The following is a 26,685-nucleotide window of genomic DNA, read 5'->3' as shown; positions in this document are numbered from 1 at the left end:
ATAAAAAAAGCCCGGTAAAAACCGGGCTTTCTATTTTAATCATTTCGACTATTGTGCTAAATTGATTTCCACACGTCTATTCTTTTGTCTACCATCTTTATACATATTGGTAGCTATTGGCTTACTTTCCCCATAACCTATAGCGGTTAATCTAGCCGGCGAAATACCACCATCGATCAAAAATTGTAATACCGCCTGAGCTCTTTTCTCTGATAATTTTTGATTGGTAGCTACAGAACCGATACTATCGGTATGTCCTTCAATAGTGAAATTGGCATTTGGGTATTCATTCAAAATACCGATAATATCTACCAAAACTGGCGTAGACTCATCTTTTAGTGTTGATTTACCTGTATTGAACAAAATAGTTTTAGCATATTCGTTCAAAGATTTTTGAACCTCAGCAGTAACAACAGGCTCTGGACAACCGTCATTGGCTACCGTACCCATTTCATCTGGACATTTGTCATCTTTATCAAAAACAGAATCTCCGTCACTATCTGGCCAAGGGCAACCATTATTTTCTACCGGTCCGGCAACATCAATACATTGGTCTTCATTATCTAATAAAGTATCACCATCGGTATCGACCCATGGGCAACCATTGTTCTCTACTGGTCCTGCTTCATCTGGGCATTGATCTTCATTATCCAATACAGAATCTCCGTCCGTATCTCCCCAAGGGCAACCGTTATTTTCTATAGGTCCGGCTTTTTTTGGACAACCGTCTTCTTTATTTGGTATACCATCACCGTCCGAATCTTTTGGCTGACCGTAATATACCGGCACTTTTAAACCTGCATACACATCTGCACCTTGAATTTCATTTTTTGTAAATGTAGAAATCAATGAACCCGACCCAATGTAAAGTGGCCCTGCACGTAAACCTGCCCCAACCTGCAAGCCACTATACTGATAGCTGCTTACCGGTAAATAGAAACTGAACCATTTACTTTCAAAACGAGGAGTCAACGAAAATACATTTGCAGTTCTTAGATTGTTTTCTCCTGCTGAACGCATTGACAAATCGGTATTAAAATTTAAATAGAAATGATTTTTAATATTCCAATCTGCATTAAAATGAAGCGCTGTTGGCAACCCTGCTTTTAAATCTTCGGTAGTTTGGGTGAACGTATATAAATTTTGAAGGTCATCTGAATCTTCAATATTATCATAATCATCTTGGGTTATGGTATTATTGATATTGTACGTATCTACCACGCTACCCTTATAATTTACAGCACCAATATCGGTAAGTGATAAACCAAACTTAAGCTTGTATTTATTTTTATCCTTCATGACGGATTTTTCTCCGTCAGCACCAGTTACTACGTAATCTTCATAATCTGGTCTCCACTCATAAACGAAACCTAGATCAAAACCAAACCCGTTTGCATCTGGCACTTCATAATCATAATCTTCAACATCATACTGATCAGCTCTACCATAAATTAGATCTCCTGTAGATTCCAAGGTTCCAATAGTTGAATTATCTGGTAAAGTTGCACCATCGGCATCATAATCTATAGTTACGTTTCTACCTGTTACATATGCGTTACCAAATCCTTTTAAATATTTGAACGTAAGACCACCCTTTAAGAAATGTTCTTCTTTGTTCATTAGTTCCTGGGCGTATGTAATACCCACTTCTGCCCAACCATGACCGGCTGCAAAGAAATCGCCTTCATTCACTAAAAAATCTTGACTTTCATCAATGCTATCATCAAGGTCATCTATACTTTCCCCATTAAATTCATTACCCGTTACAAAACTTCTTGCCCTGGTAAAAATGGCGATAGAAGATTTTTTACCGACATTGAACATAAATGACGGGCCTAAAACATCAACATTGCCGGAAAAGTTATTATTATCGGATAACGATAACATAGCGTCATCATCATACTCAAAATCGCTGGAAACCAAATCTGAAAACCCGACACCTACATAATCATTAGCAAGAAAACCACTTGCACCTATTAAATTGATATCAGTCTTAAAACGAGAATCAGCAATGTTCGCAGGGTTAGATATTACACTGTTAACACCACTGTAGTTATCTGTTAAATAGCCTAAATAAGATTGGGCCTTTACCGATACCGAGGCAATCAACATAATGGTAACTAATACTACTTTCTTCATATTTTTTGTTTGGTTAAATTGGTTCTTTAGTCCCCTAACGGTTCACAATTAGGGTTATTGCTTAAATGTGATATTTTTCTTACTTATTAAAAATTAGACATAAAAAAAACATCCGCATATTACGGATGTTTTATGTTTATAAAGTTAAGCTAACCTTAAGCGTTTACTATCTTCTCTTGGTGGTTAATAGACTCTTGATGAATGGCCTTGAACATACGAAGAACGAACTCCTCGCTAAGTCCTTTACTTTCCCCTTCTAGAATCATAGCACCTAAAATTTGATTCCATCTGTTCGATTGTAGCACGGCAACGTTCTTTTGCTTTTTAAGCTCACCGATACTATCTGAAACTTTCATTCTTTTACCTAGAGTCTCGATCAATTGGTTATCAATAACATCAATCTGTGCCCTAAGGTTACTTAATTGAGAATTGTATTCAGCTTCTGGATCACTTTCTTTTCTAATTTTAAGGTCTCTCATGATCTGAACCAATTTGTCTGGAGTAACCTGTTGTGCGGCATCACTCCAAGCATTATCCGGATCATGGTGAGTTTCGATCATCAGTCCGTCGAAATTAAGATCTAAAGCGGTCTGAGAAACATCAAATATCATATCTCTCTTACCTGTAATATGCGATGGATCGTTAATTAATGGTAAGTCTGGAAATCTATTCTGAAACTCGATCGCCATTTGCCATTCGGGTATATTTCTATACTTGGTTTTCTCATACGTAGAGAACCCTCTATGAATTGCCCCTAACTTTTTAATACCTGCAGTATGCAATCTCTCTATACCTCCTAACCATAAAGCTAAATCTGGATTTACAGGATTCTTCACCAATACAATTTTATCAGTACCTTCAAGAGCATCTGCCAATTCTTGCATAATGAACGGACTAACAGTTGATCTTGCTCCAATCCACAACAAATCTACATCATGTTCTAAAGCTAATTCTACATGTGCACGGTTAGCCACCTCTGTAGCAGTTTTCATACCTGTTTCCGCCTTTACTTTTTGAAGCCATTTAAGCCCCAAAGCTCCTACACCTTCAAAATTTCCTGGGCGAGTACGGGGTTTCCAAATACCTGCTCTGTAATAATTTACATCGGTATCTTTTAGGGAGTGTGCTATACCTAACACTTGCTCCTCGGTTTCCGCACTACATGGCCCTGCTATTACTAGTGGATGGTCAAGGTTTAAATCATCCAACCATGTTCTCATTTGTTTTGAATTTTCCATTTTTACTTATTCTATTTCTTGTTTAACGGTATTTCTTTTTAATATTCCTTTGATCTTATTCGTATTATTCATTTCATTATAAATGCCCTCGTAATCATCTTTCAGCAGCAATTCTTTAAACGCCGTAAGATTCTGTATGTACTCTTCTAAAGTTTCTACTACATTCTCTTTATTCTGTTTGAAAATAGGGGTCCACATAGCTGGTGAACTTTTTGCCAAACGCACCGTACTTTCAAATCCACTACCCGCCATATCAAAAATATCGCGCTCGTTCTTTTCTTTCTCTATCACCGTTTTACCCAACATAAACGAACTTATGTGCGATAAGTGAGATACGTAAGCTATGTGCTTATCGTGAGCAACAGGATTCATATATCTTATACGCATACCTATAGCCTGAAAAACCTTTAATGCCCTTTCTTGAAGCTTAAAGGCAGTTAACTCTACCTCACAAATAATATTGGTCTTGTCTTTGAACAAATCATGTATTGCCGCTGACGGACCAGAAAACTCTGTACCGGCAATTGGGTGACACGCCAAAAAGTTTCTTCTCTTAGAATGATTCTCCAATACCTTGCATATCATTGATTTGGTTGAACCCACATCAAAAACCACGCAATCTTCATGAACGGCATCCAATATTTTCGGAAGCTCGGTAACCATAACATCTACCGGTATACTTACAATGACCATATCTGCCAATTGTAAATCTTTATAGGTGGCCTTTTGATCAATAATGCCCAAGGACAATGCCTCTTCTAAATTTGATGCATTGGATTCTATACCATACACGGTAACATTGTCAAAAGCGGACTTTATATCCTTTGCCAAAGAACCTCCTATTAAACCGATACCTATTACAAATACATTCATCACACTAAAATCTTGCGATTGCTTCTTTTATTTTTTCTTCTGAAATACATAGCGAAAAGCGAATATAGCCTTCACCATTACTACCAAATATGGTTCCTGGTGTAATGAATAAATCTTTATTGTACAATATGTTATCTATAAAATCTTCTGATGCAGCACTACCTTCCGGTAATTTTGCCCAAACGAACATACCTACAGCTTTACGATCATACGTACAGCCTAATAAATCTGCCAACTTATAGATCAACTCTCTACGGACACCATATACTTTGGTCAATTCTTCATACCAATCATCACTACTTTCAAGTGCTGCAATGGCTCCCTTTTGTATACCGTAGAACATGCCGCTATCCATATTACTTTTCACCTTTAAAATAGCATTGATATGATCCTCGCCACCCAAAACAAAACCAACACGCCAACCTGCCATGTTAAATGTTTTGCTCAATGAATTAAGCTCTAAACAAACCTCTTTTGCATTAGGTATACTTAATATACTTGCCGGTTCAGCATTTAAGACAAAACTATAAGGATTGTCATTTACCAAAAGTATTTCATGCTTTTTAGCAAATGCCACCATCTTTACAAACTGTTCTTTTGTAGCCGTAGCACCAGTTGGCATATGTGGGTAACTTAACCACATAACCTTTACTTTAGATAAATCTTGCTTTGCCAGTTCTTCTAAATCCGGAAACCATCCATTTTCTTCGGTCAGATCATAATATGTAGGTACTGCACCTACCAATTTCGTAACCGATGTATATGTTGGGTAACCGGGGTTGGGAATTAAAACCTCATCGCCTTCATTTAAAAATGCAAGGCTAATATGCATAATACCCTCCTTTGAACCCATTAAGGGTAAAATCTCGGTATTTGGGTCAGCATTAACACTGAATTTCTTCTTATAGAAACTTGCGATAGCCGTTCTCAATTGTGGCAAACCTTGATAGCTTTGGTATTGGTGGGCACCGTTTTCGTGTACAGAATTCTGTATAGCTTTCAATACTTCTGATGACGGAGTAAGATCAGGGCTGCCAATACCCATATTTATAATAGGCTTACCTTCTGCCATTAAACCGCGTACTTCTCTCAACTTTTTTGAGAAGTAGTATTCCTGTACGGTATTTAACCTTTCAGCGGTACGTATCATTGTCTTACATTTTTATATTCACCCAAAATCTTAAAGTCCTCTGCCATGATGTTCAATAGACTTTTAGCCTTTGTAAAATCTGCATAATCAGCAAAAGTAACATCCACAAAAAACGCATATTTCCATGGTGTTTCTATTACTGGCAACGATTGTATTTTGGTTAAATTCAATCTACAATCGCTCATAACATTAAGCACTGCCGCTAAACTTCCCCTTTTATGGTCGGTTAAAAACCGTAAAGAAGCCTTGCTTATTTCTGCCTGGGGCAACGCATCGTTTTTTGTTTTTACAATGATAAAACGCGTAGCATTATTTTGTATGGTTTGTATGTCGTTCGCTACGATGTCCAACCCATATAATTCTGCAGCTACATTTGGTGCAATGGCAGCTACATGCTTTAATTTTTGCTCTTGTATACGCTTTGCCGTTTCTGCCGTATCAACATCTTCCACAAGTTTAATGTGCGGATATTGCCTAAAATATTCCTTACACTGCAACAATGCCATGGGGTGAGAACTTACTTCGGTAATATCTTCGATTTTCTGCCCTTTCAACACCATTAAATTATGATGGATGTTCAGGTAATACTCACCTATTATATGTAGGTTGTTATGATTCACCAATGCATAATTTGGGATAATGGAACCTGCAATGGAATTTTCAATAGCCATAACGCCCTGATCCGCTTCTTTAGACAACAACTTATCTACCAAAGCATCAAAAGAAAGGCATTCTATTAATTCAATATCATCACCAAAGCAATCTTTTGCTACTTGGTGGTGATTACTGCCCTTTATTCCTTGTATGGCTATTTTCAGACTCACTTTACTCAGTTTTAATCAAAAAAAAAGTTCCGACGTATATCGGAACTTAGATTCTATTTTATATTTAAAATATACTACAACAGTTCCGTACCTCTTTTAAAAAAGAAGTAAAAATAAAAACCGTTCCAGAAATATTGTTTTGTCATTGTTCTTGTAATCTTTGGCTAATGTAGTAATTATATTTAAAAATGGGTGTTTTGGATTTTATTTTTTTATAAAATTCAATTTCTATCTCAAAATGCGAAGGTTTTGTGTTAAAAATTGAATAAAATTAGAATTTCACCTATAAGTCCATTTATTGACTAGCACCGGTATTAGGCTGATAATTAAAAGGAATAGACCATGAAAACTCTTTTACATCACCTAAAGTTTTTGTGACCACTAAAGTATTATTGCCCTTCTTAAACAGCTCTTTATCTATAAAACCTATGATACCAAACTGCTCTGAAACGGCATGATCTTTCTTTAAAAAATCAATATTTAAGGGAGCGCCATTGAGCGCAACCTTATGATACTTTTCATAGCAATCAAGATAGAACCTCCTCGACTTAGTTCTATTCTCTTCATTTGACAAACTATCATCTTTCTGATATTCGCCACATGTAGTACCTTGATAATTACGTTCATGATGAAATACTGGAATAAATAATTTGACTGTTTCACCCTCAATTATGTCGGACTGTATTTGCGGAGTCAGCAAAAAAGACTCTTCAGAATTTTGATCACTATAATAGCTCAAATACATAAACTCTACATCATGGTCTTTTGGAAAAATCAAATGAAAAATATTTGTATCGGTGACTTTAACAAAAGTTAAAAACATACCAGAAACAAAAAACATCAGTACGAGATATACTAAGGATTTTTTCTTTTTAAAATTCGTTCCAAATACCATGGTTACTTGAAGTAAATTTCTGTATAGTGGACCATAAGTTACCATCGAAGCCAATCTTACAGTTTTGAACATCCATGTTTGGATACCAACATTGCTTTTGAACTTTTTTAAATTTCCTACTATCCCAAAAATCGTTTGAATTACTATAAGTCCTAAGATGAGAAAAAGAGGAATTAAAAGTATGTAACTCGGCACATAGTCCAATAATAAATTATAAAACAGCATGTACACACTCAGAAACAAAGACATATAGGAATAAATCAAGAGTATGGTAAATGCAACGGAGAAAATTACACTACATAACTCATCTACTTTCTGAATAGTTTCCTCTTGTTTTGGAAGTATTGCTAAAAACATCTCTGTATAAACTTTAGAGTAAGCGCTGTCCTCTACACTGTAATCTGGAAAGACCGAATTAAGCCCGACTAATCCTATCCAATAAGCGCGTAATATAAAATGAATTACGAACATGGACACCAAAACACTAATTGCAAGTAAACCGATAATAGTTATAATATAACCAAAGGCATGCTGCTCAATGGGTAGTAAATCTATTAACTTGTTTGTCACCCATTCTATAAACCCAAATAACTGAAACGTACCAAAAATGGCAATTGCAGAAACTAGTAATTCTGCTTCCCAGCTTTCTTCCTTTAGACGTTGTAGCCATGTAATGTTCTTTTTAGTCTCTGCAACTGGTGTGGATTCTGAAGGTAAACTCATACGTAAACTGTAGTCTCAATGGTTAGTGAGACTAATATACTCTTTCTTTAAATCTAAAAAAACATTAAATCACTAAGAATCAACCTCATCAAAAAAAGAGTCAATTACAACATCTAGGTCCTCTTGTATTTTGGGGTCGGTACTATTTACAAGAATTGAAAACACCAGTTGCTCTTTTGGATACACAAAAAAATTGGAGTAACCACCTATACCACTGCCTACATGCCCAAAGAACTTCCGTCCCTTAGCATCTTCACTCACCTGCCAACCTAAACCGTAGTAGGTAGAATTACCATTTACTTGTTGTGCGGTTAAAAATTGATTTAAAACAGCATCGTCGATATCCACTTTTCTATCTAAAAATGCTTTTCCGAATTTTGCAACATCTTCTGATGTGGAAAGATAACCACCACCTGCCAACTTGTAAAAATTATCAACGGGAACAGCCTTTCTAAACCCCGTTACCCCTCTTGTATAAAATGTGGTTACCTGATTTTGTTCTTTTGATGTAGCTATATCATTGACATCAGTACCAGCTCCTCTTAAATCGGTATCCAAATGACGTTCAGGACAGAACGTTTTCTGCATCCCTAACGGATTCAAAACTGTTTTTTGGACATATTCCTCAAAGGGAATTCCGCTTGCTTCTTGCATTGCGGCAGAAATCATTACCCAATCAAAGCTATTATACAGGTATTCGGTACCTGGTTTAAAAACCAATGGGTCATTTTCCAAAATAGACAAACTGTCCTTTATCCCAAAAGGCTTGTTCAAAGCAAATTCCTTGCCTTTATATACGCGAATACCTGCGGTGTGACTTGCCAATTGGCGAATAGTGAAATCCCACTTTTTCTTGGGATAATTAGGCAAATAGGTATAGAAAGATTCGTCTAATGAGATTACTCCTTCCTGAACCATATGCGCCAGTGCAGTAGCCGCAATAGGTTTTGATACACTTGCAATTCTAAATATCGAATTTTTAGGGTCTACATAATGTTTTTTATCAATATCGGTATACCCATAGCCTTTTTGAAAAATGGTTTTTCCCTCTTTTAAAACCGTAATTGCCAATCCTGGAAATTTGTCACTGGCGAACATATCTTGCAAAAGGGCATCCGCTTTCACTAATCCCGTTAAAGTAGGGTCATCACCCAACACCCGTTTGGTTGCGAATACATTTTTAAGATATTTTAAAATGGGATTCATTCCACAAAAATCAATCGTCCGTTATACAATTCTTCCACTTCTACTGTTGCCGGTCGGTTATAACTTTGCAGATCTCCCGTTCCTCTTAATACACCAGTAAGACTTTGTTGCGGATTCACTAAAATATCATTTGAACCTCTATGATTTATAGTTACCCGTTCAGCAACTAACTGTTCTGCCTCTATTCTAGAATCGCCTGCTGCAATACTAACATTAAAGCTTTCGGCTGTTCCTCTTAATTTAAAATAAGCAATACCGTTTACTGTTAAACTCAATGTTTCTACCGCTAAGTCCAAATCAAATTCTCCATCCGTAGTTTCAGCTTCGGGATTCGTAAAACTTTCCGACAAGAGACTTAAGCTTTCAAAAGCCAAAACGCCATTGCTTCGAATAGGAAATCCTGTACTGCTGCGAATACTAGTTAAATTTGGCGTTGTTACGTATACGGTAGTCGTAGCATAATCTCGTACATAATTACAATCGTTCGTATCGGTCAACAATAAACGACCATCTTCTACAACAGCTGAAACCTCATTTCTAAGATTTTCACCGGTTTCTATTTCTACTTTTTGGGTGTCTCCTTGTTTTATAACCAAAGTGATATTTTCAAATACGGTAATAGCAGTAAAATTGGCTACCATAACCTCTTCTCGTTCTATATCACCCGTACTCTGAAAACAATCGGAAGCATTTTCCGAATCGCAAGAAATACATATGAACAACAAAACTAACATAGAAGATAAGGTCAAAAGTCTTTGCCTACCATCTATCGATTTAAAGTCTATTTTCTGTTTTCTATTTTCTAACATCATATTTCTACAATCGTATTCCTATTCCGAATTCTACCGCTTCTGCCTTTGCGCCGTGAGACTTTAGGGTTACCGCCCCAAAAACTTTATCTCCAAAATAGCGTTTTAACCCAACACGTAAATATGTGCGCCCTTCAAAATCGAACGGATAATACACGTAGTACCCGAATTGAGAGATCACCGACATTTCATTAATGAACAGTTCATGACCCGCAAAGACCCCCACCCTTTTATAATCATCATCGGCATCTACATTATTTTCTGGAAAAGCAATACTCTGATACCGTATTAATTCTTTCAAAAAATTAGAAAAATATACATCCGTTCCTAATTGTAGGGCACTTTTTCTACCTACTCGTTTATCGGCATATGCTGAGAGTACAGCAAAGCCATACTGACCGGAATCTATAACATCACTTTCGTTCACCCCTGCTCTCAAGGCAAAATTGTAACGTAACGGCTCAGTTACTTTTTCTTTTTCGCGGTGTACATATTCAATATCCTTACCTCCATCTAAATCATATACAAAACCGGCATTAAAAGCCAAGGTATTAGTAGAGGTATTCGGTGCCCTAAAATTAGCGTTGGAATAATGGATTATTGAGATACCTGCCTTAAAACCCAGTCCTTTAAAAATGTTCTCTTTATGATAGTTCAGCATCAAATACGTTGAACTTAAAAGGTCCGAGCCATAAGCATTGTTTCTAAAGTTGGTTTCTTTGTCATAAGGGTTGGTTGCATAAGAAATACCCTGACCTATACGAAACTGCATATTGCGTCTAAAAAAATAAAAATTATAGTGCGCATACAATCCGTAATTATCCCCTAGCGTACTGTTATTTGAATTTTGATAAATAAAAGAAAAACCTAAATCGGGATAATTATATAACTCCTCCCATGCTTCGGTTCCGTAGGTTTTTCGATTATAGCTCAATATAACTCCACCAGGATGTGAGGTAATTAAATGAGATATATCTGGATTATGTAACATGATGGAACCATAAAACTGGTTGGCATCAAGCGTGTATCTTTTTTTCTCAGAAGCTTCTTGTGCAAAACAGAAACTTACCGATAGCATTACAATGGTTAGAAATTTGAAATTCATTGAAGGCAAAAATAGTTATAAGTATTAAGTACGAAGTATTAAGTACGAAGTATTAAGTAACGAGTATTATCATTAACGAGTACTTTGTACTTAATACTTTTTAAACCTTTAAAAAAGTGCTTCCGCTATCGCCTTAATATTATCAGACTTGCCCATAGAATAGTAATGTAACACAGGTACACCAGCTGCTTTCAGTTCTTTAGATTGTTGTATTGCCCACTCTATACCCACCTTACGTACGTCCTTATTGGTTGCGCAACCATCTACCGCATCTATTAAATCTTGAGGTAAATCAATTCTAAAAACCTGTGGCAATAACTGTAAGTGTCGTTTTACTGCAAGTGGTTTTATTCCCGGAATAATAGGCACGTTAATTCCCATTTCCTTTGCAGCTTCAACAAACTCAAAATACTTTTTATTATCAAAGAACATCTGCGTAACCACATAATCTGCACCGGCATCGACCTTTTCTTTCAATCGCTTTAAATCCGATTGTAAAGACGGAGATTCCAAATGCTTCTCCGGATAACCCGCAACACCAATACAGAATTCACTTGAGTACTCGCTTTCTATGGTCTCATGCAAATATTTTCCACAGTTTAAATCTTGAATCTGTTTTACCAAATCTATAGCGAAAGGGTGCCCGCCATCAGTAGGTTCAAAATACTTTTGTTCACTACGTGCATCTCCTCTCAATGCCATTACATTTTCAATCCCTAAGTAATGACAATCTACCAGCATATATTCAGTTTCCTCCTTAGTAAAACCACCACATAAAACATGGGGCACCGTGTCAACGTTATATTTATGTTGAATAGAAGCGCAAATACCCACCGTACCTGGTCTCATTCGGGTGGTCTTCTTATCTAAAAGCCCCTCTTTTTTAATATAAATAGTTTCCTCACGCGATGTCGTTACATCAATAAACGGAGGATTAAATTCCATTAACGGATCAATATTATTATACAATTCCTGAATATTTCGCCCTTTAACCGGCGGTACAATTTCGAAAGAAAAAAGTGTTTTTCCCTGTGCGTTGGTAATATGGTCTGTTACTTTCATTTTCAATTTTTTACTCTAATTATGAGTACATCCTTAATAGGTTTCGTTTCTAATTTTATTCTTTGGGCGTTCGGGCGGGCTTTACGCTATATTTTTTCTATTTATCCTGTCTTTGAACATCAGAGAATACCATTCAAATAGAAAAAGATGCCGCTTCGATCCCTAACGCACTAGTCTACTATATTTGGCGCCAGCCATTTCTCAGCTTCTTCGAACGACATTCCCTTACGATTGGCAAAATCCTTTACCTGATCTTCCTTTATTTTACCAAGTCCGAAATAACGTGCTTCAGGATTTCCAAAATAATAGCCACTTACCGATGCCGCTGGCCACATGGCCAAACTATCCGTTAATTCCACCCCAATAGTCTCCTTAACCTTCAGTATTTCCCAAATGGTCAATTTCTCTAAATGATCAGGACAAGCAGGATAACCCGGTGCCGGACGAATACCTTTATATGATTCTTTGATCAAATCTTCATTGCTCAAATCCTCATTTGAGGCATAACCCCAATGTTGGGTTCTTACCTCTTTATGTAAATATTCTGCAAATGCTTCAGCCAAACGATCTGCCAATGCCTTTACCATAATAGAATTGTAATCATCAAGATCTTTCTCGTACTGTTCCGCCAATTCTGCCGTACCAAAACCTGTGGATACACAGAAACAACCTATATAATCTTGCTTTCCAGATTCCTTAGGGGCAATGAAATCTGCCAATGCATAATCTGCAACACCTTCTCTACGATCCAATTGTTGACGTAACGTACGGAAAGTGTAGCTCTCTTTCGCTTCGGCTCCGCTCAGCGACCCAGTTTTCTCATCTAGATTTGAGCTTGTGTCAACTAAAATATCGTCATCGTTGATAGAGTTTGCAGGGAATAATCCGAAAATACCTTTTGCCTTTAATTTCTTCTCAGAAATTATCTTATTTAGCATCTCTTGAGCGTCTGCGAATAATTCTGTTGCTTGTTCTCCAACAACCTCATCGGTCAATATGGCGGGGTATTTACCATGCAGTTCCCAACTTCTAAAAAACGGGGTCCAGTCTATATAAGGCACAAGAACATTTAAATCTAAATCTTCTATAACTTGAATACCCAGTTTATTCGGCTTAACTATTTCTGAAGTTTTCCAATCTATTTTAAACTTATTTCTACGTGCCGCCGAAATGGGCTTATAGGTCTTACTAGATGACCTGTTCAAGAACTTTTCCCTAAACACATCATAATCATCCTTTATACTTTTCTTATAACCTGTAGCCGTTTCTTTCTGCAACAAATCGCCTACCACCGTAACCGCCCTAGAAGCGTCATTTACATGAACTACAGCCTCTTTATATTGAGGATCTATTTTTACCGCCGTATGTGCCTTACTTGTTGTCGCCCCACCAATCAACAAGGGAATCTTGAAATCTTTACGTTCCATTTCCTTTGCCAAATGCACCATTTCATCTAATGAGGGCGTAATCAATCCACTAAGTCCAATAATATCCACATTGTGCTCAATGGCGGCAGCAATAATTTTTTCTGGCGGTACCATCACTCCCAAATCAACAATCTCATAATTGTTACATGCCAGTACAACACCCACAATATTTTTACCAATATCATGTACATCGCCCTTTACGGTCGCCATTAATATTTTACCCGCATTATCGGAATCTCCTATTTGCGGATTCAATAACTTTTCTTCTTCAATATAGGGTAATAAGTATGCTACCGCTTTCTTCATTACTCGGGCGGATTTTACCACTTGTGGCAAGAACATTTTTCCACTTCCAAATAAATCGCCTACCACGTTCATACCGGTCATTAGATTCCCTTCAATGACTTCAATAGGTTTATCTGCCGCCAATCTAGCTTCCTCTACATCCTCAATGATATACTGATCAATACCTTTTACCAAGGCTCGGGTAATACGCTCTTGTAAAGGCTCTTCTCGCCAAGACAAATCAATTTTACTTTCTTTGGTTTTCCCTACTACAGATTCCGCAAAATCGAGCAAACGTTCCGTTGCATCATCTCTTCTATTTAGAATAACATCTTCTACATGCTCCAATAGATCTTTAGGAATATCATCGTAAACCTCTAACATACTAGGGTTGACAATCCCCATATTCATACCTGCTTTTATAGCATGGTATAAAAAAACCGAGTGCATTGCTTCACGCACAGGGTTATTCCCCCTAAATGAAAATGACACGTTACTCACTCCGCCACTTACGCTTACATGTGGTAGGTTTTCACGCACCCATCTTGTTGCTTCAATAAAATCGATGGCATTTAATTTATGCTCATCCATACCCGTAGCAACAGGAAAAATATTCAAATCGAAAATTATATCTTCTGGCGCAAAATTGACTTTGTTCACCAAAACGTCATAAGAACGCTTTGCAATTTCAATTCTACGCTCGTAAGTATCTGCCTGTCCAACTTCATCAAAAGCCATTACTATTACAGCGGCACCATATCTTTTTATCAGCTTGGCATGGTGCATAAATTGCTCTTCACCTTCTTTTAAGCTAATGGAATTCACCACACATTTCCCCTGAACAACTTGTAGACCCGCTTCAATGATTTCCCATTTTGAGCTATCTATCATTATAGGTACACGAGAAATATCCGGTTCAGAAATAACAAGATTCAAAAACTTGACCATGGCTTCTTTACCATCGATCAGACCATCATCCATATTAATATCAATGACCTGCGCACCATTCTCTACCTGCTCCCTTGCAACTGCCAATGCTTCCTCAAACTTCTCTTCTTTTACAAGACGTAGAAACTTTTTAGAACCTGCTACATTTGTTCGTTCCCCAACGTTTATGAAGTTGGTTTCAGGGGTTACGATTAGGGGTTCTAAGCCGCTTAGTCGCAAATATCTGGTTGCTGGTTGTTGGTTGTTAGTTGTTCGTATTTTAGACCTATTGCTCATTTAATCTATTTCACTTTTTAAAATAATTGATAAATCCATTTATCAATTTCTTGCAGCTAATAATTCTCTTATTAATAGCTTCAAAATCTTTACTCTCAATATAATTTAAATCTAAGGCTATATAAAGTTGAGTTTCCAACTCATATAACGACCCTCTTGAAATATGTAAAAACTGTATCGTGTCTGCCGCGGTCCTTCTTCCACATCCTTCAGCTATATTTGAAGGAATAGATACCGCACACCGTCTAAGTTGATTAGTAAGTCCGTAAGTTTCTTCTTTTGGAAACGATATGGTCAAATTATAAATATCCTTAACAAGAATTCGTGACTCCTTCCAAACATCTAATTCTGTATAGACTTTCATATTATTACTTTTTATCCAACAACTAACAACCGACAACCAACAACTAAAATTGACGTGGAGCAAAATTTTCCACAACCTCAGCTATTGCCGTAATATGTTCCGGAGTGGTTCCGCAACAACCGCCTACTATATTTACTAAACCTTTTTCTGCGTATTCTTTTATTTGTTCCGCCATTTGCGCGGGAGTTTCATCATATTCTCCAAAGGCATTTGGCAAACCTGCATTGGGGTGTGCCGAAACGGCATGATCACTTTTGGTTGATAGCACCTCTAAATGTGGCACCAATTGATTCGCTCCCAATGCACAATTGAAGCCGACCGATAAAATAGGAATATGAGAAATGGAAATTAAAAATGCTTCAGCCGTTTGCCCGGATAATGTTCTCCCAGAAGCATCGGTAATGGTACCGCTTACCATGATAGGCACATCTATATTTCGCTCTTCCTTTACTTCTTCAATAGCGAATAGAGCCGCTTTTGCGTTTAATGTATCAAAAATGGTTTCTACCAGTAAAATATCCGAACCACCATCTAACAATGCTTCGACTTGTTGCTTATACGCTATACGCAATTCATCAAAAGAAATAGCTCTGTAACCTGGATCGTTTACATCTGGCGACATGCTTGCCGTTTTGTTGGTAGGACCTATACTTCCGGCAACGAACCTGGGCTTGTTCGGTTCTTTCTTAGTAAACTCATCGGCTACCATTTTTGCTATACGTGCCGATTCGTAATTGAGCTCATACACCAAATCTTCCATAAAATAATCTGCCATGGCAATAGTTGTGCCCGAGAATGTATTGGTCTCAACAATATCTGCTCCTGCTGCAAAATATTTACGGTGAACGTCGGCAATTGCCTCTGGCTGGGTTAATGACAACAAATCATTATTGCCCTGTAATGGGTGTTCCCAATCTTTAAAGCGCTCTCCCCTAAAATCTTCTTCGGTAAACTTATAGCGTTGTAGCATAGTACCCATGGCACCATCCAATATTAAAATACGCTCTTTTAAAATTTCTTTTATATCCTTCATTTTACGCTGTAACAAATTCAATGTTCGCTTTAAAATATATGTGATATCAAGTAAGGAAAGGAAGGAAAAAAATGTTCTTTCTTTAGTTATCTGTCCTTTTGTACAGGATAGAATGTAGCACCTTCTTTTCCATTACGGAAAGGGTTGCCAAGGTTTCACAGGGTCTAGTCCCTCCACCTTTCTTGATAACAGTTCAATTTAATTAGGAACGAATTGCAAAGTAACGGCACTAACCGCTCTTTACCAAGATTTCAATGGTTTTTTTAGCCAACGAAATTCTTAAAAAATGTCATAAAAAAAAACCTCCGTACACCTAAGCATCCGGAGGTTGTACTAACCAAATAATATACTTTATGCTATACTTTGCACAACTTCTTTCTTTGCCACTTTTTTGGAGCCATCAAATCCTTCTACTCCTCCAACGGTTGTATATTTCATTACAAAACGTTTTCCTGGATTGATTTGTTGGTATGCATACTGGCACATTACCGCTGCTTCATGAAAACCTGAAAGTATCAATTTCAGCTTACCTTCATAGGTGTTTACATCACCAATAGCATATACGCCCGGTATATTTGTTTGGTAATCTTTTGCATTATTTACCTTAATGGCATTTTTCTGAATCTCTAAGCCCCAATCACCAATAGGACCTAATTTTGGAGACAGACCGAATAACGGAATGAAATTATCTACCTCTAAATAGGTATCCTCCTTTTCTTTATCGGTATGTTTAATAACTACCGCCTTCAGCTCATTTTCTCCATGAAGCTCTTTTACCTCAGCTTTAGTTATCAATTTAATTTTACCAAGCTTTGCCAATTCAGATGCTTTTTCAACAGAATCCAATGCGCCTCTAAACTCATCCCTTCTATGCACCAATGTCACCTCAGAGGCTACATCGGTCAAAAATATTGCCCAGTCTAAAGCCGAATCTCCACCACCTGCAATCACCACTTTTTTATCACGGTATACTTCTGGATCTTTGATCATGTAAGAAACACCCGTATCCTCAAAATTTACAATATTTGAAATAGGCGGTTTTCTTGGTTCAAAAGACCCCAATCCACCAGCAATAACTACAACAGGGGCATTATGCTTTGTTCCTTTATTGGTGGTTACCACAAATGAACCATCTTCTAACTTATCAAGAGTTTCCGCTCTTTCGCCCAAAGTGAATCCTGGTTCAAAAGGTTTGATCTGCTCCATTAAGTTATCTACCAAAGTACCTGCCAGTATTTCTGGAAATGCCGGAATATCATAAATAGGTTTCTTAGGATAAATCTCTGAACACTGCCCACCTGGTTGTGGCAAGGCATCTATTAAATGTGTCTTTAACTTTAATAATCCTGCTTCAAACACCGTGAATAATCCGGTTGGTCCCGCTCCTATAATGAGCATATCTGTTTTAATCATAATCTTCATTTTAGTAAAAAGTAATTGATATTCAGTACTAACTTGACATTATACCATTCAACTACTTTTTAGCTTCTTTTTAATTACACTTAGTCTCTATACTTTTCCTTTACTGGTACTCTTTACTTAGTACTTTGTACTTAATACTATTTACTCAATACTGTCTACTTCGCTCAACCTGACATTCTCCTTTAAATACCGGTTGGCTGCCTCTACCAGTGCATTACGATGTTTAACTACTTCGCCAATGATAATAATCGCTGGATTCGATAGTTTTTCTTTCTCCACTACATCTTCTATAGTATCGATAGTTGCAACACCCACTTTTTCGTTGTCACGTGTTCCATTTTGAATAATGGCAATCGGCATATCCGCCTTACCTTCTCCTTTAAACAACTCTACTATTTGAGGGAGTTTTGACATACCCATTAAAATGACCACCGTAGCACTGCTTTTTGCCGCTAGAGCAACATCGGCAGATAATTTATGTTCTTTGGTAGTACCGGTAATTACCCAAAAACTTTCTGACGAACCTCTTTTGGTCACCGGTATATTTTGATATGCGGGCACACTTAGGCTTGAGGAAATACCAGGCACCATGGCAACTTCTAATCCGTGAGATGCGGCATATTCCATTTCTTCCGAACCGCGACCGAATACAAAAGGATCTCCGCCTTTTAAGCGCACCACATGTCCCGCAGATTTTGCCCTACTGACAATAAGCTCGTTAATCTGCTCTTGTTGGTAGGCATAACAGCCTTTGCGTTTGCCCACAAATATGAGTTCTGCATTTTTAGCAAATTCCAGCAACTCTTCGTTCACCAAAGCATCATACAAAACCACATTGGCACTTTCTAACGTTCTGATCGCCTTTAACGTTATCAGCTCTACATCACCGGGTCCTGCACCAACAACAGTCAACCTCCCTCTATTCTTTAAGGGAGTATCAACTATTGAATTGATTGTTTTTTGATTGGATAAATTATTGGTATACATATTATGCCTCTGCTAATTCTTGTTGTCTGAATTTCTCAACAGTTTCTAAAAATTCCTTTGCATCTTTTATGTAAGATTGTGCAAATTCTTTTGTTGGTTCATTCTGATTTAGTTGAAGGACCATATTTTCAAATCCGCCAGCTACGTCAATTCTACCATCGGCTACAAATTTCTCATCAAAATCTTTAATGATACTTGCATGTGTATTTACTTTGGTATTTTCTGCAGTCAGCATCGCTTTTGCCGAATTCACCATAGAAGAATACGCGTGATAAATACTAGCAGACCATTTTTCCGCCTGGAACATTTCTTCCGCATTCTGTATTTTCTCTTCACTTTCAAAAAGAAGGGTCGCAATTAAATCGATTACAACTCCTGCACACTCACCTACTCCAATAGCTTTTTCATAACGCTCTGTATTACCCCAGTCAATAAAATCTTCTGGCGTTAAATCATCTGTAGATGAAAGGGGAGTAAGGAAATCATAGAAATACATTTGTCCTTTTTCCGCATAATAATCAGGGAAAGACAAGTCTCCTCCGTTAGTATCAAAATCATTTAAGATCAAACGCAATGCTTCCGGTCCTCTTTTACTTGGTACTTTCACCACTTTATCGGCAAAACGACCATTTCCATTTCCATCATTGCTACCACCCAACAGTACCTGCAGTGCGGGAGCCACTAATTTATCTTTTGTACGAACGGACATCCCTTGAAAACCAATATTTGCCATATTGTGCTGCCCACAGGCGTTCATACAACCGCTGATCTTTATAACAACATCATCGTTATTGATATAATCAGGATATTCCGTTTTTATAACTCTTTCCAATTCCTCGGCAATACCCGTACTACTTGCAATTCCTAAATTACAGGTATCCGTACCTGGGCAAGCCGTAATATCCAATGCTTTATTGTAACCAGCCTCAACAAAACCTAACTTTTCCAATTCCGTATAGAAAAATGCAAGACTTTCTTCTTTCACATACGGAATCAATATATTTTGACGTAATGACAACCTAAGTTCACCTGCAGCATATTTTTGCACCAGATTTGCCAATAGACGTGCCTTGTCCGTATAAAAATCACCCAATAACACCTTAATACCCAAAGCAACATAGCCTGGTTGCTTTTGAGGTATTACGTTGGTAGATTTCCATTGTTCAAATGCCTTTACATTACTTACCTCAACTGCTGGTGCCTCCAACTCGGATACTTCTACCTTTGGGTATGCCTCTGGGTCAATAGGAAAACTATCAAATGGTACCGCAGTTTTCTCTGCAGCCAATAATTCCTTAAATCCGTCAAGACCTAAATCTTTCAACAAGAATTTCATTCTTGCCTTAGCCCTACTTTTACGTTCACCGTAACGGTCAAAAACACGAACTACCGTTTCCATTAAAGGAATTATCTGATCCGCAGGTAAGAAGCTGTACAATTCATCTGCATGTCTTGGCTGAGAACCCAATCCGCCACCTAACATCACTTTAAAACCAATTTCACCATTTTGAATTTTGGCAATAAAACCTAAATCATGCATGTACGATAAACCAGTATCAGCATCACTTGCAGAGAAAGAAACTTTAAATTTTCTCCCCATTTCTTGAGACACAGGGTTTCTTAAAAAGTATTGAAACAATGCATGTGCGTAAGGCGAAACATCAAACGGTTCGTCCACATCAATACCTGCAGTCTCACTTGCCGTTACATTACGTACGGTATTACCACAAGCTTCCCTTAACGTAATTTCATCCTTTTCCAATTCTGCCCACAACTGCGGCGTTCTATTCAAATCTACATAGTGAATCTGAATATCTTGACGCGTAGTAATATGCAACCTACCGGTAGAATACTCATCGGACACATCGCAAATACGAAGCAATTGCTTAGAGGTCACCTTACCGTAAGGCAACTTTATACGAATCATTTGAACACCTTCTTGACGTTGTCCGTAAACACCACGTGCCAAACGAAGGCTTCTAAACTTTTCTTCATCTAGTTTACCACCGTGAAACTCATGAATTTTACGTTCCAATTCAAGAATATCTTTTTCAACTACCTGATTTTCTATTTCTGTTCTAAAACTTTGCATTGCTTAGTATTAAATGTTCAGTAAAAATACCGATGTAAATTATTACTATATTTTGCCTATAGATTTTATAGACTTAATAAAAACAGTCAATATAAAATTGACATGTTTCTATTAACTTATGAATCCTGCACCTACAGTACTGTTGGATTTTGTATCGATCAATATAAATGAACCGTTTGTTCTGTGATCTTTAAATTGGTCATAGAAAATTGGTTTGTTCAAACGGAAACTTACCTGGGCAATATCATTCATACCCAAAGACTCCGTTTTCTCATCTATACCAGAATAATCCGGTGCAATTTTATGATGTACCTGCTCAACTTTCGCCAATACTTTATTGACACCATGTTGAACTATATATTTGTTTCCTGCAGCTAATGGCAATGAATCCATCCAAGAGATTGTTGCTGTAAATTGCTTATCTACGGTTGGTAAATCATCAGCCTTCACTAACATATCTCCACGACTTAAATTGATTTCATCTTCTAAGGTAATCGTTACCGACGAACGCCTAGATGCGGTTCTATACTTCTTATCATGAAAGTAAATATCCTTTATTTTCGAACGTGTTTGCGACGGAAGTGCTACGACCTCATCACCTACGCTAAGTTCACCACCATATACTTTACCTGCAAACCCTCTAAAGTCATGATGCTCATCTGTCTTTGGACGGATAACATATTGCACCGGGAAACGTGGTGTACCTACATTGAAAATATCCTTTCTATCCAACGCCTCAAAATGCTCTAACAAAGACTGCCCTTTATACCAAGGTGTCTTATCCGATAGGTTTACTACGTTATCTCCTTTTAATGCACTAACAGGAATAAAAGTGATTTTCTGATCCTGATAATCCCTCTTTGCCATCAATGCCTCAAAATCGGCTTTTATTGCATTGTACGTTTCCTCGGAATAGTCTACCAAATCCATTTTATTAATAGCTACCACCACATCTTTTATGCGCAATAGGTTATTGATAAAAAAGTGTCTGTTGGTCTGCTCGATTACCCCTTTACGCGCATCGATTAAAATGATCGCGGCTTGAGATGTAGATGCACCTGTAACCATGTTACGGGTATATTCTACATGCCCAGGTGTATCTGCTATAATGTAACTTTTCTTTGCCGTAGAGAAATAGATATGGGCAACATCGATCGTAATACCTTGCTCACGCTCCGCTACCAGACCATCTGTTGCCAAAGAGAAATCTAAATAATCATATCCCTTTTGCTTACTGGTCTTTTCTATTGCCTCTAATTTATCGCTGGTAAGTGACTTTGTATCATACAATATTCTACCGATCAAGGTACTTTTACCGTCATCTACACTACCTGCTGTTGCTATTTTTAGTACTTCCAATTTCGTTGTTCGTTGTCGGTTGTTGGTTGTTAGTTTTATTCGTGATCTACTATCAACGAACAACTAACAACTATCAACCAGATTAAAAATATCCTTGTTGTTTTCTTTTCTCCATTGCCGCTTCTGAACGCTTGTCGTCAATACGTGCGCCACGCTCGGAAATGGATGAATCCCTAATTTCCTCTACTACTTTATCAATAGTTTCTGCATCTGAAAGTACGGCTGCCGTACAAGACATATCACCCACGGTACGGAAACGCACCAATCTTTCTTCTACAACCTCATCTTCTTCCCTAAATACGATGCCATCTTCTGCAGACCAGATCATACCATCCCTTAAGAATGTTTTACGCTTGTGTGCGAAATAGATAGAAGGGATTTCGATTTGCTCTTCTTTGATATAAGACCAAACATCTAATTCCGTCCAGTTAGAAATTGGGAACACTCTAACGTTCTGACCCAATTCTATTTGTCCGTTCAACATATCGAATAACTCTGGGCGCTGATTACGCTCATCCCACTGTCCGAAATCATCACGAACAGAGAAAATACGTTCTTTAGCACGTGCCTTTTCTTCATCTCTACGAGCACCACCTATACACGCATCGAACTTAAACTCTTCGATTGCATCTAACAAGGTCGTCGTCTGCAAGCTATTTCTACTTGAATACCTACCCGATTCTTCTTTAACCTTACCTTGATCAATTGAATCTTGTACATTTCGCACAATCAATTCAAGACCCAACTCTTCTACCAATCTATCTCTAAACTCGATTGTTTCAGGAAAGTTATGACCGGTATCAATATGCATTAATGGGAAGGGAATTTTTGAAGGCCAAAACGCCTTTTGTGCCAAACGTACCAATGTAATCGAGTCTTTACCCCCCGAAAACAAAAGAACAGGCTTCTCAAACTGAGCTGCAACCTCTCTAATGATATAAATCGCCTCATTTTCAAGGGCGTTTATATGAGATGTATCTTTTAAAAGGTCTAGAGAAGGTGTTACCTCCAATTCCGTGCTTGTATTACTCATTCTAATTTTTTAGATCAATTATCTTTATTCTTTTCTACTACCTCTAATTAACTGTGCAATCCACATTCCCTATTTGCCAACACTTTGGTAGGATCAAAATAGTTGTGCTCATTTGGTAGATCATATTTATTTAAATAGGTATCTAACTGCGTATCGTTCCAATGGTAAAACGGACTCACTTTTAAAACGCCGTCTTTACTTAAACTTAAAATATCCAAGCTATCCCTATGTGCGGTCTGCCCTTTTCTAAGGTTAGTAAACCAAACATCAGGTTTAAAATCGGTCATAGCTCTTTTAAAAGGCTCCAACTTTACTTGCTCAGTAAACTCGGCATGTCTAGGATCATCTATTTGAGGTATACCCATAACGGCATCCCTATGTGCAGTTGTTTGCTTAGGCACATATAATTTAACGTTTAAATTCAACCTATTGATCAACTCCTCTGCATGCTTATACGTTTTAGGTGTATTATACCCGGTATCGCACCAAATCACAGGAATATCTTTTCTTACCCCGGAAACAGCATGTAAAATAGCTACTTCATAAGGTCTAAAATTTGTTGTTACAACAGGAGTCTGAGCATGTTTTACTGCCCAAGAAATAATCTCTTCTGGTGGTATGCCTTTAAATTGAACGTTCAATTGTTGAACTTGTGCTTCTGTCAATGCCATAATCCTTTTCTTTTCTATTTACCCCACTTAACCAAATTCCAGATTCTTTCGTGAAAAAAGTACAATACCATTTTCGTTACAAAATCTATAGACGCAATGGAGGCTGCAAGTGATATTTTACCGGTTAACAAATAGGAAATCACCAAAGTATCCAAGGTACCTATTACTCTCCAACTAAATGCTTTAGCAATACTACGTAGCGGTTTCTCTGACGTTTTATCTTCCTTATAGGTCGTTTTAGACTCTTTCTTATTCAAAACAAGTTGATCTGCAATCATCTTTTTACGTAATTTTTATTACCCTACTAATTTAATAGAGTTTTCAAAAATAGTATATATTTTCAAAGTAGTCGCCAAAATTCTAGATAAATTTCCATTACCCTATAGATTTAGTAGATTATTAACAAATGGATGAGAAAAATTCATATTTCGCAATAGATTGATTATCAATAAAAAAGAAATAGAATAATTTTATGCGACTTAAGAGATAATATCTTTCAATGTATTATTTCTATAAACATCTAAGGCACTATCACGTACCTGAAGCATTAGTTTATGAACGGAACATGTATTTTCATCTGGACAATCATCACATGTTTCATAAAAATTAAGGCTAACACAAGGCACCATTGCAATAGGACCTTCTAACACTCTCATTACATCGGTCATAGAAATATCTTCGGGAGACCTTAGTAGATAATAACCACCACCTTTACCTTTTTTTGAACCTAAGAATCCTGTTTTTCTTAAACTCAGCAAAATGCTTTCCAAGAATTTTTGAGAGATATTTTCCTTCTCTGCAATTTCAGAGATTTGAATAGGCTTCTTGTCTGGTTGCGCCGCTAGGTAAGAAAGCGCTTTTAAACCATATTTTGTCTTTTTCGAGAGCATGATGCTAAGATAGCCAAATAATAAAATATGTATGAAATACTTAAGACCACAATTTTAACGTTAATAGTGGGCAACCTTAAAAACAAATCATGAAAAAAATTTTCTTTTCTACGCTATTGAGTGTATTTGCTTTGGCGTTCACATCATGTTCAAACGATGAAGATGCCGTTACAAATGCCAGTGAGGCTGAAATTGTAGGCACATGGAACCTTACCGCTCTTGAAACAAAGGACGGTAGATCAGACACCAATTTTGATGGCACTTCTATACCAACCACATTTACAGCCGTTGGCAAAGATTTTGATACCGTTGTTACCTTTTCTGAAAACCCTAACATAGTAACCAGTGAAGGTTCTTACACTACAGTGGTAACGACGACGGTTATGGGAGAAACTTCTACAGATGAAGAAACTGGTGAAGACTTTTTTGAAAGTGATGAATGGCGACTAGATGGTAGTACATTATATTTCGGTTCTGGTGAAGAAGAAGTAGGATTCACCATTACGGAACTAACAGATTCTAAAATGTCCCTTCGATATGAAATTGATGAAACAGTTGATTTCTTTGGCGCCACTACTAGTGTTAGCGCAACTTACAATATGACATTAAGTAAATAATATTCTCTCTAATACATAAAAAAAGCCCGGTTTGTACCGGGCTTTTTTGTTTCTAATACTTTTCGGATTATCCTAAAGCTTGAGCGATATCTGCAATAATATCATCTATATGCTCCAGACCCACCGAAATTCTTACCGTACCATCTGAGATTCCCACGGCAGCACGTTCCTCTACGCTCAATTTACTATGTGTTGTTGATGCAGGATGCGTTACTATAGTTCTTGAATCGCCTAAGTTTGCAGAAAGGGACAATAATTTAATGGAATCGAAAAATTCCCTACCTGCTACTAAACCGCCTTTAACCTCAAAAGCAACCACACAACCACCAGCTTTCATTTGCTTTTTAGCAATCTCGTATTTAGGATGTGATTTTAAGAATGGATATTTTACCCAATTCACTTTATCATTCCCCTCTAAGAATTCCGCTAATTTCAAGGCATTATCACAGTGTCGGTCTACACGTATAGCAAGTGTTTCCAAACTTTTAGAAAGTACCCAGGCATTGAAAGGTGATAACGCCGGACCCGTAATTCGTGAAAAACGGTATACTTTATCCATCAACGCTGCACTCCCTACGGTAATGCCCGCCAATACCCTGCCTTGACCATCCATCAATTTTGTACCAGAGTGAATAACCAAATCCGCACCAAACTTAATAGGCTGTTGCAAATAAGGTGATGCAAAACAATTATCGATTACCAGGATCAAATTATGCCTCTTTGCAATCTTACCCAGCTCTTCTAAATCCAACACATCAACACCAGGATTAGTGGGTGTCTCCGCATAGATTATTTTGGTTTTCGGTGTGATCAGACTTTCTAATTTGTCCAATTCATCAATCTTAAAATAAGTATGATTAATATTCCATTTTGGGAAGAAATTGGTAAACAATGAGTGTGTTGAGCCAAATATGCTTCTTGCAGACAACACATGATCACCACTATCTAACAAAGCTGCCAAAGTAGAAAACACAGCCGCCATACCCGATGCAAATGCGAATCCGCTTTCTGCACCTTCCATCTGACATACTTTTTCTATAAACTCAGATGAATTCGGATTCGAATATCTTGAGTATATATTACGCTCTTTCTCTTCAGCAAACGACGCACGCATATCTTCCGCATCTTCAAATACAAAACTAGACGTTAAGTATAGCGGAACTGAATGCTCCAAATTCTCTGTACGTTTCAATTGCGTACGTATGGCGTTCGTTTCAAATTTATTGTTGTTCTTGTTCATTGTACTAATTCTTTTCT

The 26,685-nt window shown here is 37.4% G+C and carries 23 protein-coding genes and 1 riboswitch; of the genes, 1 reads left to right on the top strand and 22 read right to left on the bottom strand.

Annotated features, from left to right (window positions below; all coding sequences use genetic code 11):
- Positions 1-48 precede the first annotated feature (48 nt).
- The 21 genes from DCS95_RS19450 to DCS95_RS19350 form a co-directional block, all read right to left on the bottom strand.
- A complete protein-coding gene (locus tag DCS95_RS19450; RefSeq protein WP_116772463.1) occupies positions 49-2,139 on the bottom strand; it encodes a DUF5723 family protein in 2,091 nt (696 codons plus the stop codon).
- 155 nt (positions 2,140-2,294) lie between these two features.
- Positions 2,295-3,377 (bottom strand): bifunctional 3-deoxy-7-phosphoheptulonate synthase/chorismate mutase type II, encoded by a 1,083-nt coding sequence (locus tag DCS95_RS19445; protein ID WP_116772462.1) that lies wholly within the window; start codon positions 3,375-3,377, stop codon positions 2,295-2,297.
- 6 nt (positions 3,378-3,383) lie between these two features.
- A complete protein-coding gene (locus tag DCS95_RS19440) occupies positions 3,384-4,250 on the bottom strand; it encodes a prephenate dehydrogenase (RefSeq protein ID WP_116772461.1) in 867 nt (288 codons plus the stop codon).
- Positions 4,251-4,254: 4 nt separating this feature from the next.
- A complete protein-coding gene (locus DCS95_RS19435) occupies positions 4,255-5,400 on the bottom strand; it encodes a pyridoxal phosphate-dependent aminotransferase (RefSeq protein WP_116772460.1) in 1,146 nt (381 codons plus the stop codon).
- Positions 5,397-6,224 carry a prephenate dehydratase gene (locus DCS95_RS19430; protein ID WP_116772459.1) on the bottom strand — a complete coding sequence of 276 codons (828 nt, stop codon included), beginning with the start codon at positions 6,222-6,224 and terminating at the stop codon, positions 5,397-5,399. Before DCS95_RS19430 ends, DCS95_RS19435 begins: the two co-directional genes overlap by 4 nt.
- 295 nt (positions 6,225-6,519) lie before the next feature.
- The gene (locus DCS95_RS19425; RefSeq protein WP_116772458.1) at positions 6,520-7,842 is read right to left on the bottom strand and encodes a hypothetical protein; all 1,323 of its coding nucleotides are present in this window, start codon (positions 7,840-7,842) and stop codon (positions 6,520-6,522) included.
- 72 nt (positions 7,843-7,914) lie between these two features.
- Complete coding sequence (locus DCS95_RS19420) at positions 7,915-9,048, bottom strand: serine hydrolase domain-containing protein (RefSeq protein WP_116772457.1); 1,134 nt, start codon at positions 9,046-9,048, stop codon at positions 7,915-7,917.
- Positions 9,045-9,860, bottom strand: a complete 816-nt coding sequence (locus DCS95_RS19415) for a head GIN domain-containing protein (RefSeq protein ID WP_244178501.1) — start codon at positions 9,858-9,860, stop codon at positions 9,045-9,047. The genes DCS95_RS19420 and DCS95_RS19415 overlap by 4 nt, the downstream gene beginning before the upstream one ends.
- Before the next feature lie 4 nt (positions 9,861-9,864).
- A complete protein-coding gene (locus DCS95_RS19410) occupies positions 9,865-10,962 on the bottom strand; it encodes an acyloxyacyl hydrolase (protein WP_116772456.1) in 1,098 nt (365 codons plus the stop codon).
- A 108-nt stretch (positions 10,963-11,070) separates the two neighbouring features.
- Positions 11,071-12,024: a methylenetetrahydrofolate reductase [NAD(P)H] gene (metF, locus tag DCS95_RS19405; protein ID WP_116772455.1), complete on the bottom strand. Its 954-nt coding sequence runs from the start codon at positions 12,022-12,024 to the stop codon at positions 11,071-11,073.
- Positions 12,025-12,194: 170 nt separating this feature from the next.
- Entirely contained in the window at positions 12,195-14,960 is a 2,766-nt protein-coding gene (metH, locus tag DCS95_RS19400; protein WP_116772454.1) for a methionine synthase, read from the bottom strand.
- 10 nt (positions 14,961-14,970) lie between these two features.
- A complete protein-coding gene (locus tag DCS95_RS19395; protein ID WP_116772453.1) occupies positions 14,971-15,324 on the bottom strand; it encodes a four helix bundle protein in 354 nt (117 codons plus the stop codon).
- 43 nt (positions 15,325-15,367) lie between these two features.
- The gene (locus DCS95_RS19390; RefSeq protein WP_116772494.1) at positions 15,368-16,357 is read right to left on the bottom strand and encodes a homocysteine S-methyltransferase family protein; all 990 of its coding nucleotides are present in this window, start codon (positions 16,355-16,357) and stop codon (positions 15,368-15,370) included.
- An 83-nt stretch (positions 16,358-16,440) separates the two neighbouring features.
- Positions 16,441-16,549, bottom strand: a riboswitch (SAM riboswitch).
- Positions 16,550-16,708: 159 nt separating this feature from the next.
- The gene (locus DCS95_RS19385) at positions 16,709-17,770 is read right to left on the bottom strand and encodes an NAD(P)/FAD-dependent oxidoreductase (RefSeq protein ID WP_116772452.1); all 1,062 of its coding nucleotides are present in this window, start codon (positions 17,768-17,770) and stop codon (positions 16,709-16,711) included.
- 150 nt (positions 17,771-17,920) lie between these two features.
- Positions 17,921-18,766, bottom strand: coding sequence for a uroporphyrinogen-III C-methyltransferase (gene cobA, locus DCS95_RS19380; RefSeq protein WP_116772451.1), 846 nt, complete (start codon positions 18,764-18,766; stop codon positions 17,921-17,923).
- Between the two features lies 1 nt (position 18,767).
- Entirely contained in the window at positions 18,768-20,858 is a 2,091-nt protein-coding gene (locus DCS95_RS19375) for a HEPN domain-containing protein (RefSeq protein WP_116772450.1), read from the bottom strand.
- A gap of 111 nt (positions 20,859-20,969) precedes the next feature.
- The gene (locus tag DCS95_RS19370) at positions 20,970-22,217 is read right to left on the bottom strand and encodes a sulfate adenylyltransferase subunit 1 (RefSeq protein ID WP_116772493.1); all 1,248 of its coding nucleotides are present in this window, start codon (positions 22,215-22,217) and stop codon (positions 20,970-20,972) included.
- A gap of 82 nt (positions 22,218-22,299) precedes the next feature.
- The gene (cysD, locus tag DCS95_RS19365) at positions 22,300-23,250 is read right to left on the bottom strand and encodes a sulfate adenylyltransferase subunit CysD (RefSeq protein ID WP_236564425.1); all 951 of its coding nucleotides are present in this window, start codon (positions 23,248-23,250) and stop codon (positions 22,300-22,302) included.
- Positions 23,251-23,297: 47 nt separating this feature from the next.
- Positions 23,298-23,921, bottom strand: a complete 624-nt coding sequence (locus DCS95_RS19360) for a phosphoadenosine phosphosulfate reductase domain-containing protein (protein WP_116772449.1) — start codon at positions 23,919-23,921, stop codon at positions 23,298-23,300.
- A gap of 14 nt (positions 23,922-23,935) precedes the next feature.
- Positions 23,936-24,199 (bottom strand): DUF2061 domain-containing protein, encoded by a 264-nt coding sequence (locus DCS95_RS19355; RefSeq protein WP_116772448.1) that lies wholly within the window; start codon positions 24,197-24,199, stop codon positions 23,936-23,938.
- Between the two features lie 201 nt (positions 24,200-24,400).
- On the bottom strand, positions 24,401-24,811 hold the full coding sequence (locus DCS95_RS19350) for an RrF2 family transcriptional regulator (protein WP_116772447.1): 411 nt from the start codon (positions 24,809-24,811) through the stop codon (positions 24,401-24,403).
- 89 nt (positions 24,812-24,900) lie between these two features.
- Between DCS95_RS19350 and DCS95_RS19345 the strand changes: the two genes are divergently transcribed.
- Complete coding sequence (locus DCS95_RS19345; protein WP_116772446.1) at positions 24,901-25,428, top strand: hypothetical protein; 528 nt, start codon at positions 24,901-24,903, stop codon at positions 25,426-25,428.
- Between the two features lie 67 nt (positions 25,429-25,495).
- On the opposite strand, the gene DCS95_RS19340 is transcribed toward DCS95_RS19345, so the two are convergent.
- On the bottom strand, positions 25,496-26,668 hold the full coding sequence (locus tag DCS95_RS19340) for a trans-sulfuration enzyme family protein (RefSeq protein WP_116772445.1): 1,173 nt from the start codon (positions 26,666-26,668) through the stop codon (positions 25,496-25,498).
- Positions 26,669-26,685 lie beyond the last annotated feature (17 nt).

The sequence above is a fragment of the Maribacter litoralis genome (genome assembly GCF_003075045.1).
Taxonomy (GTDB): domain Bacteria; phylum Bacteroidota; class Bacteroidia; order Flavobacteriales; family Flavobacteriaceae; genus Maribacter; species Maribacter litoralis.
This window is presented reverse-complemented; position numbering and strand designations above follow the sequence as displayed.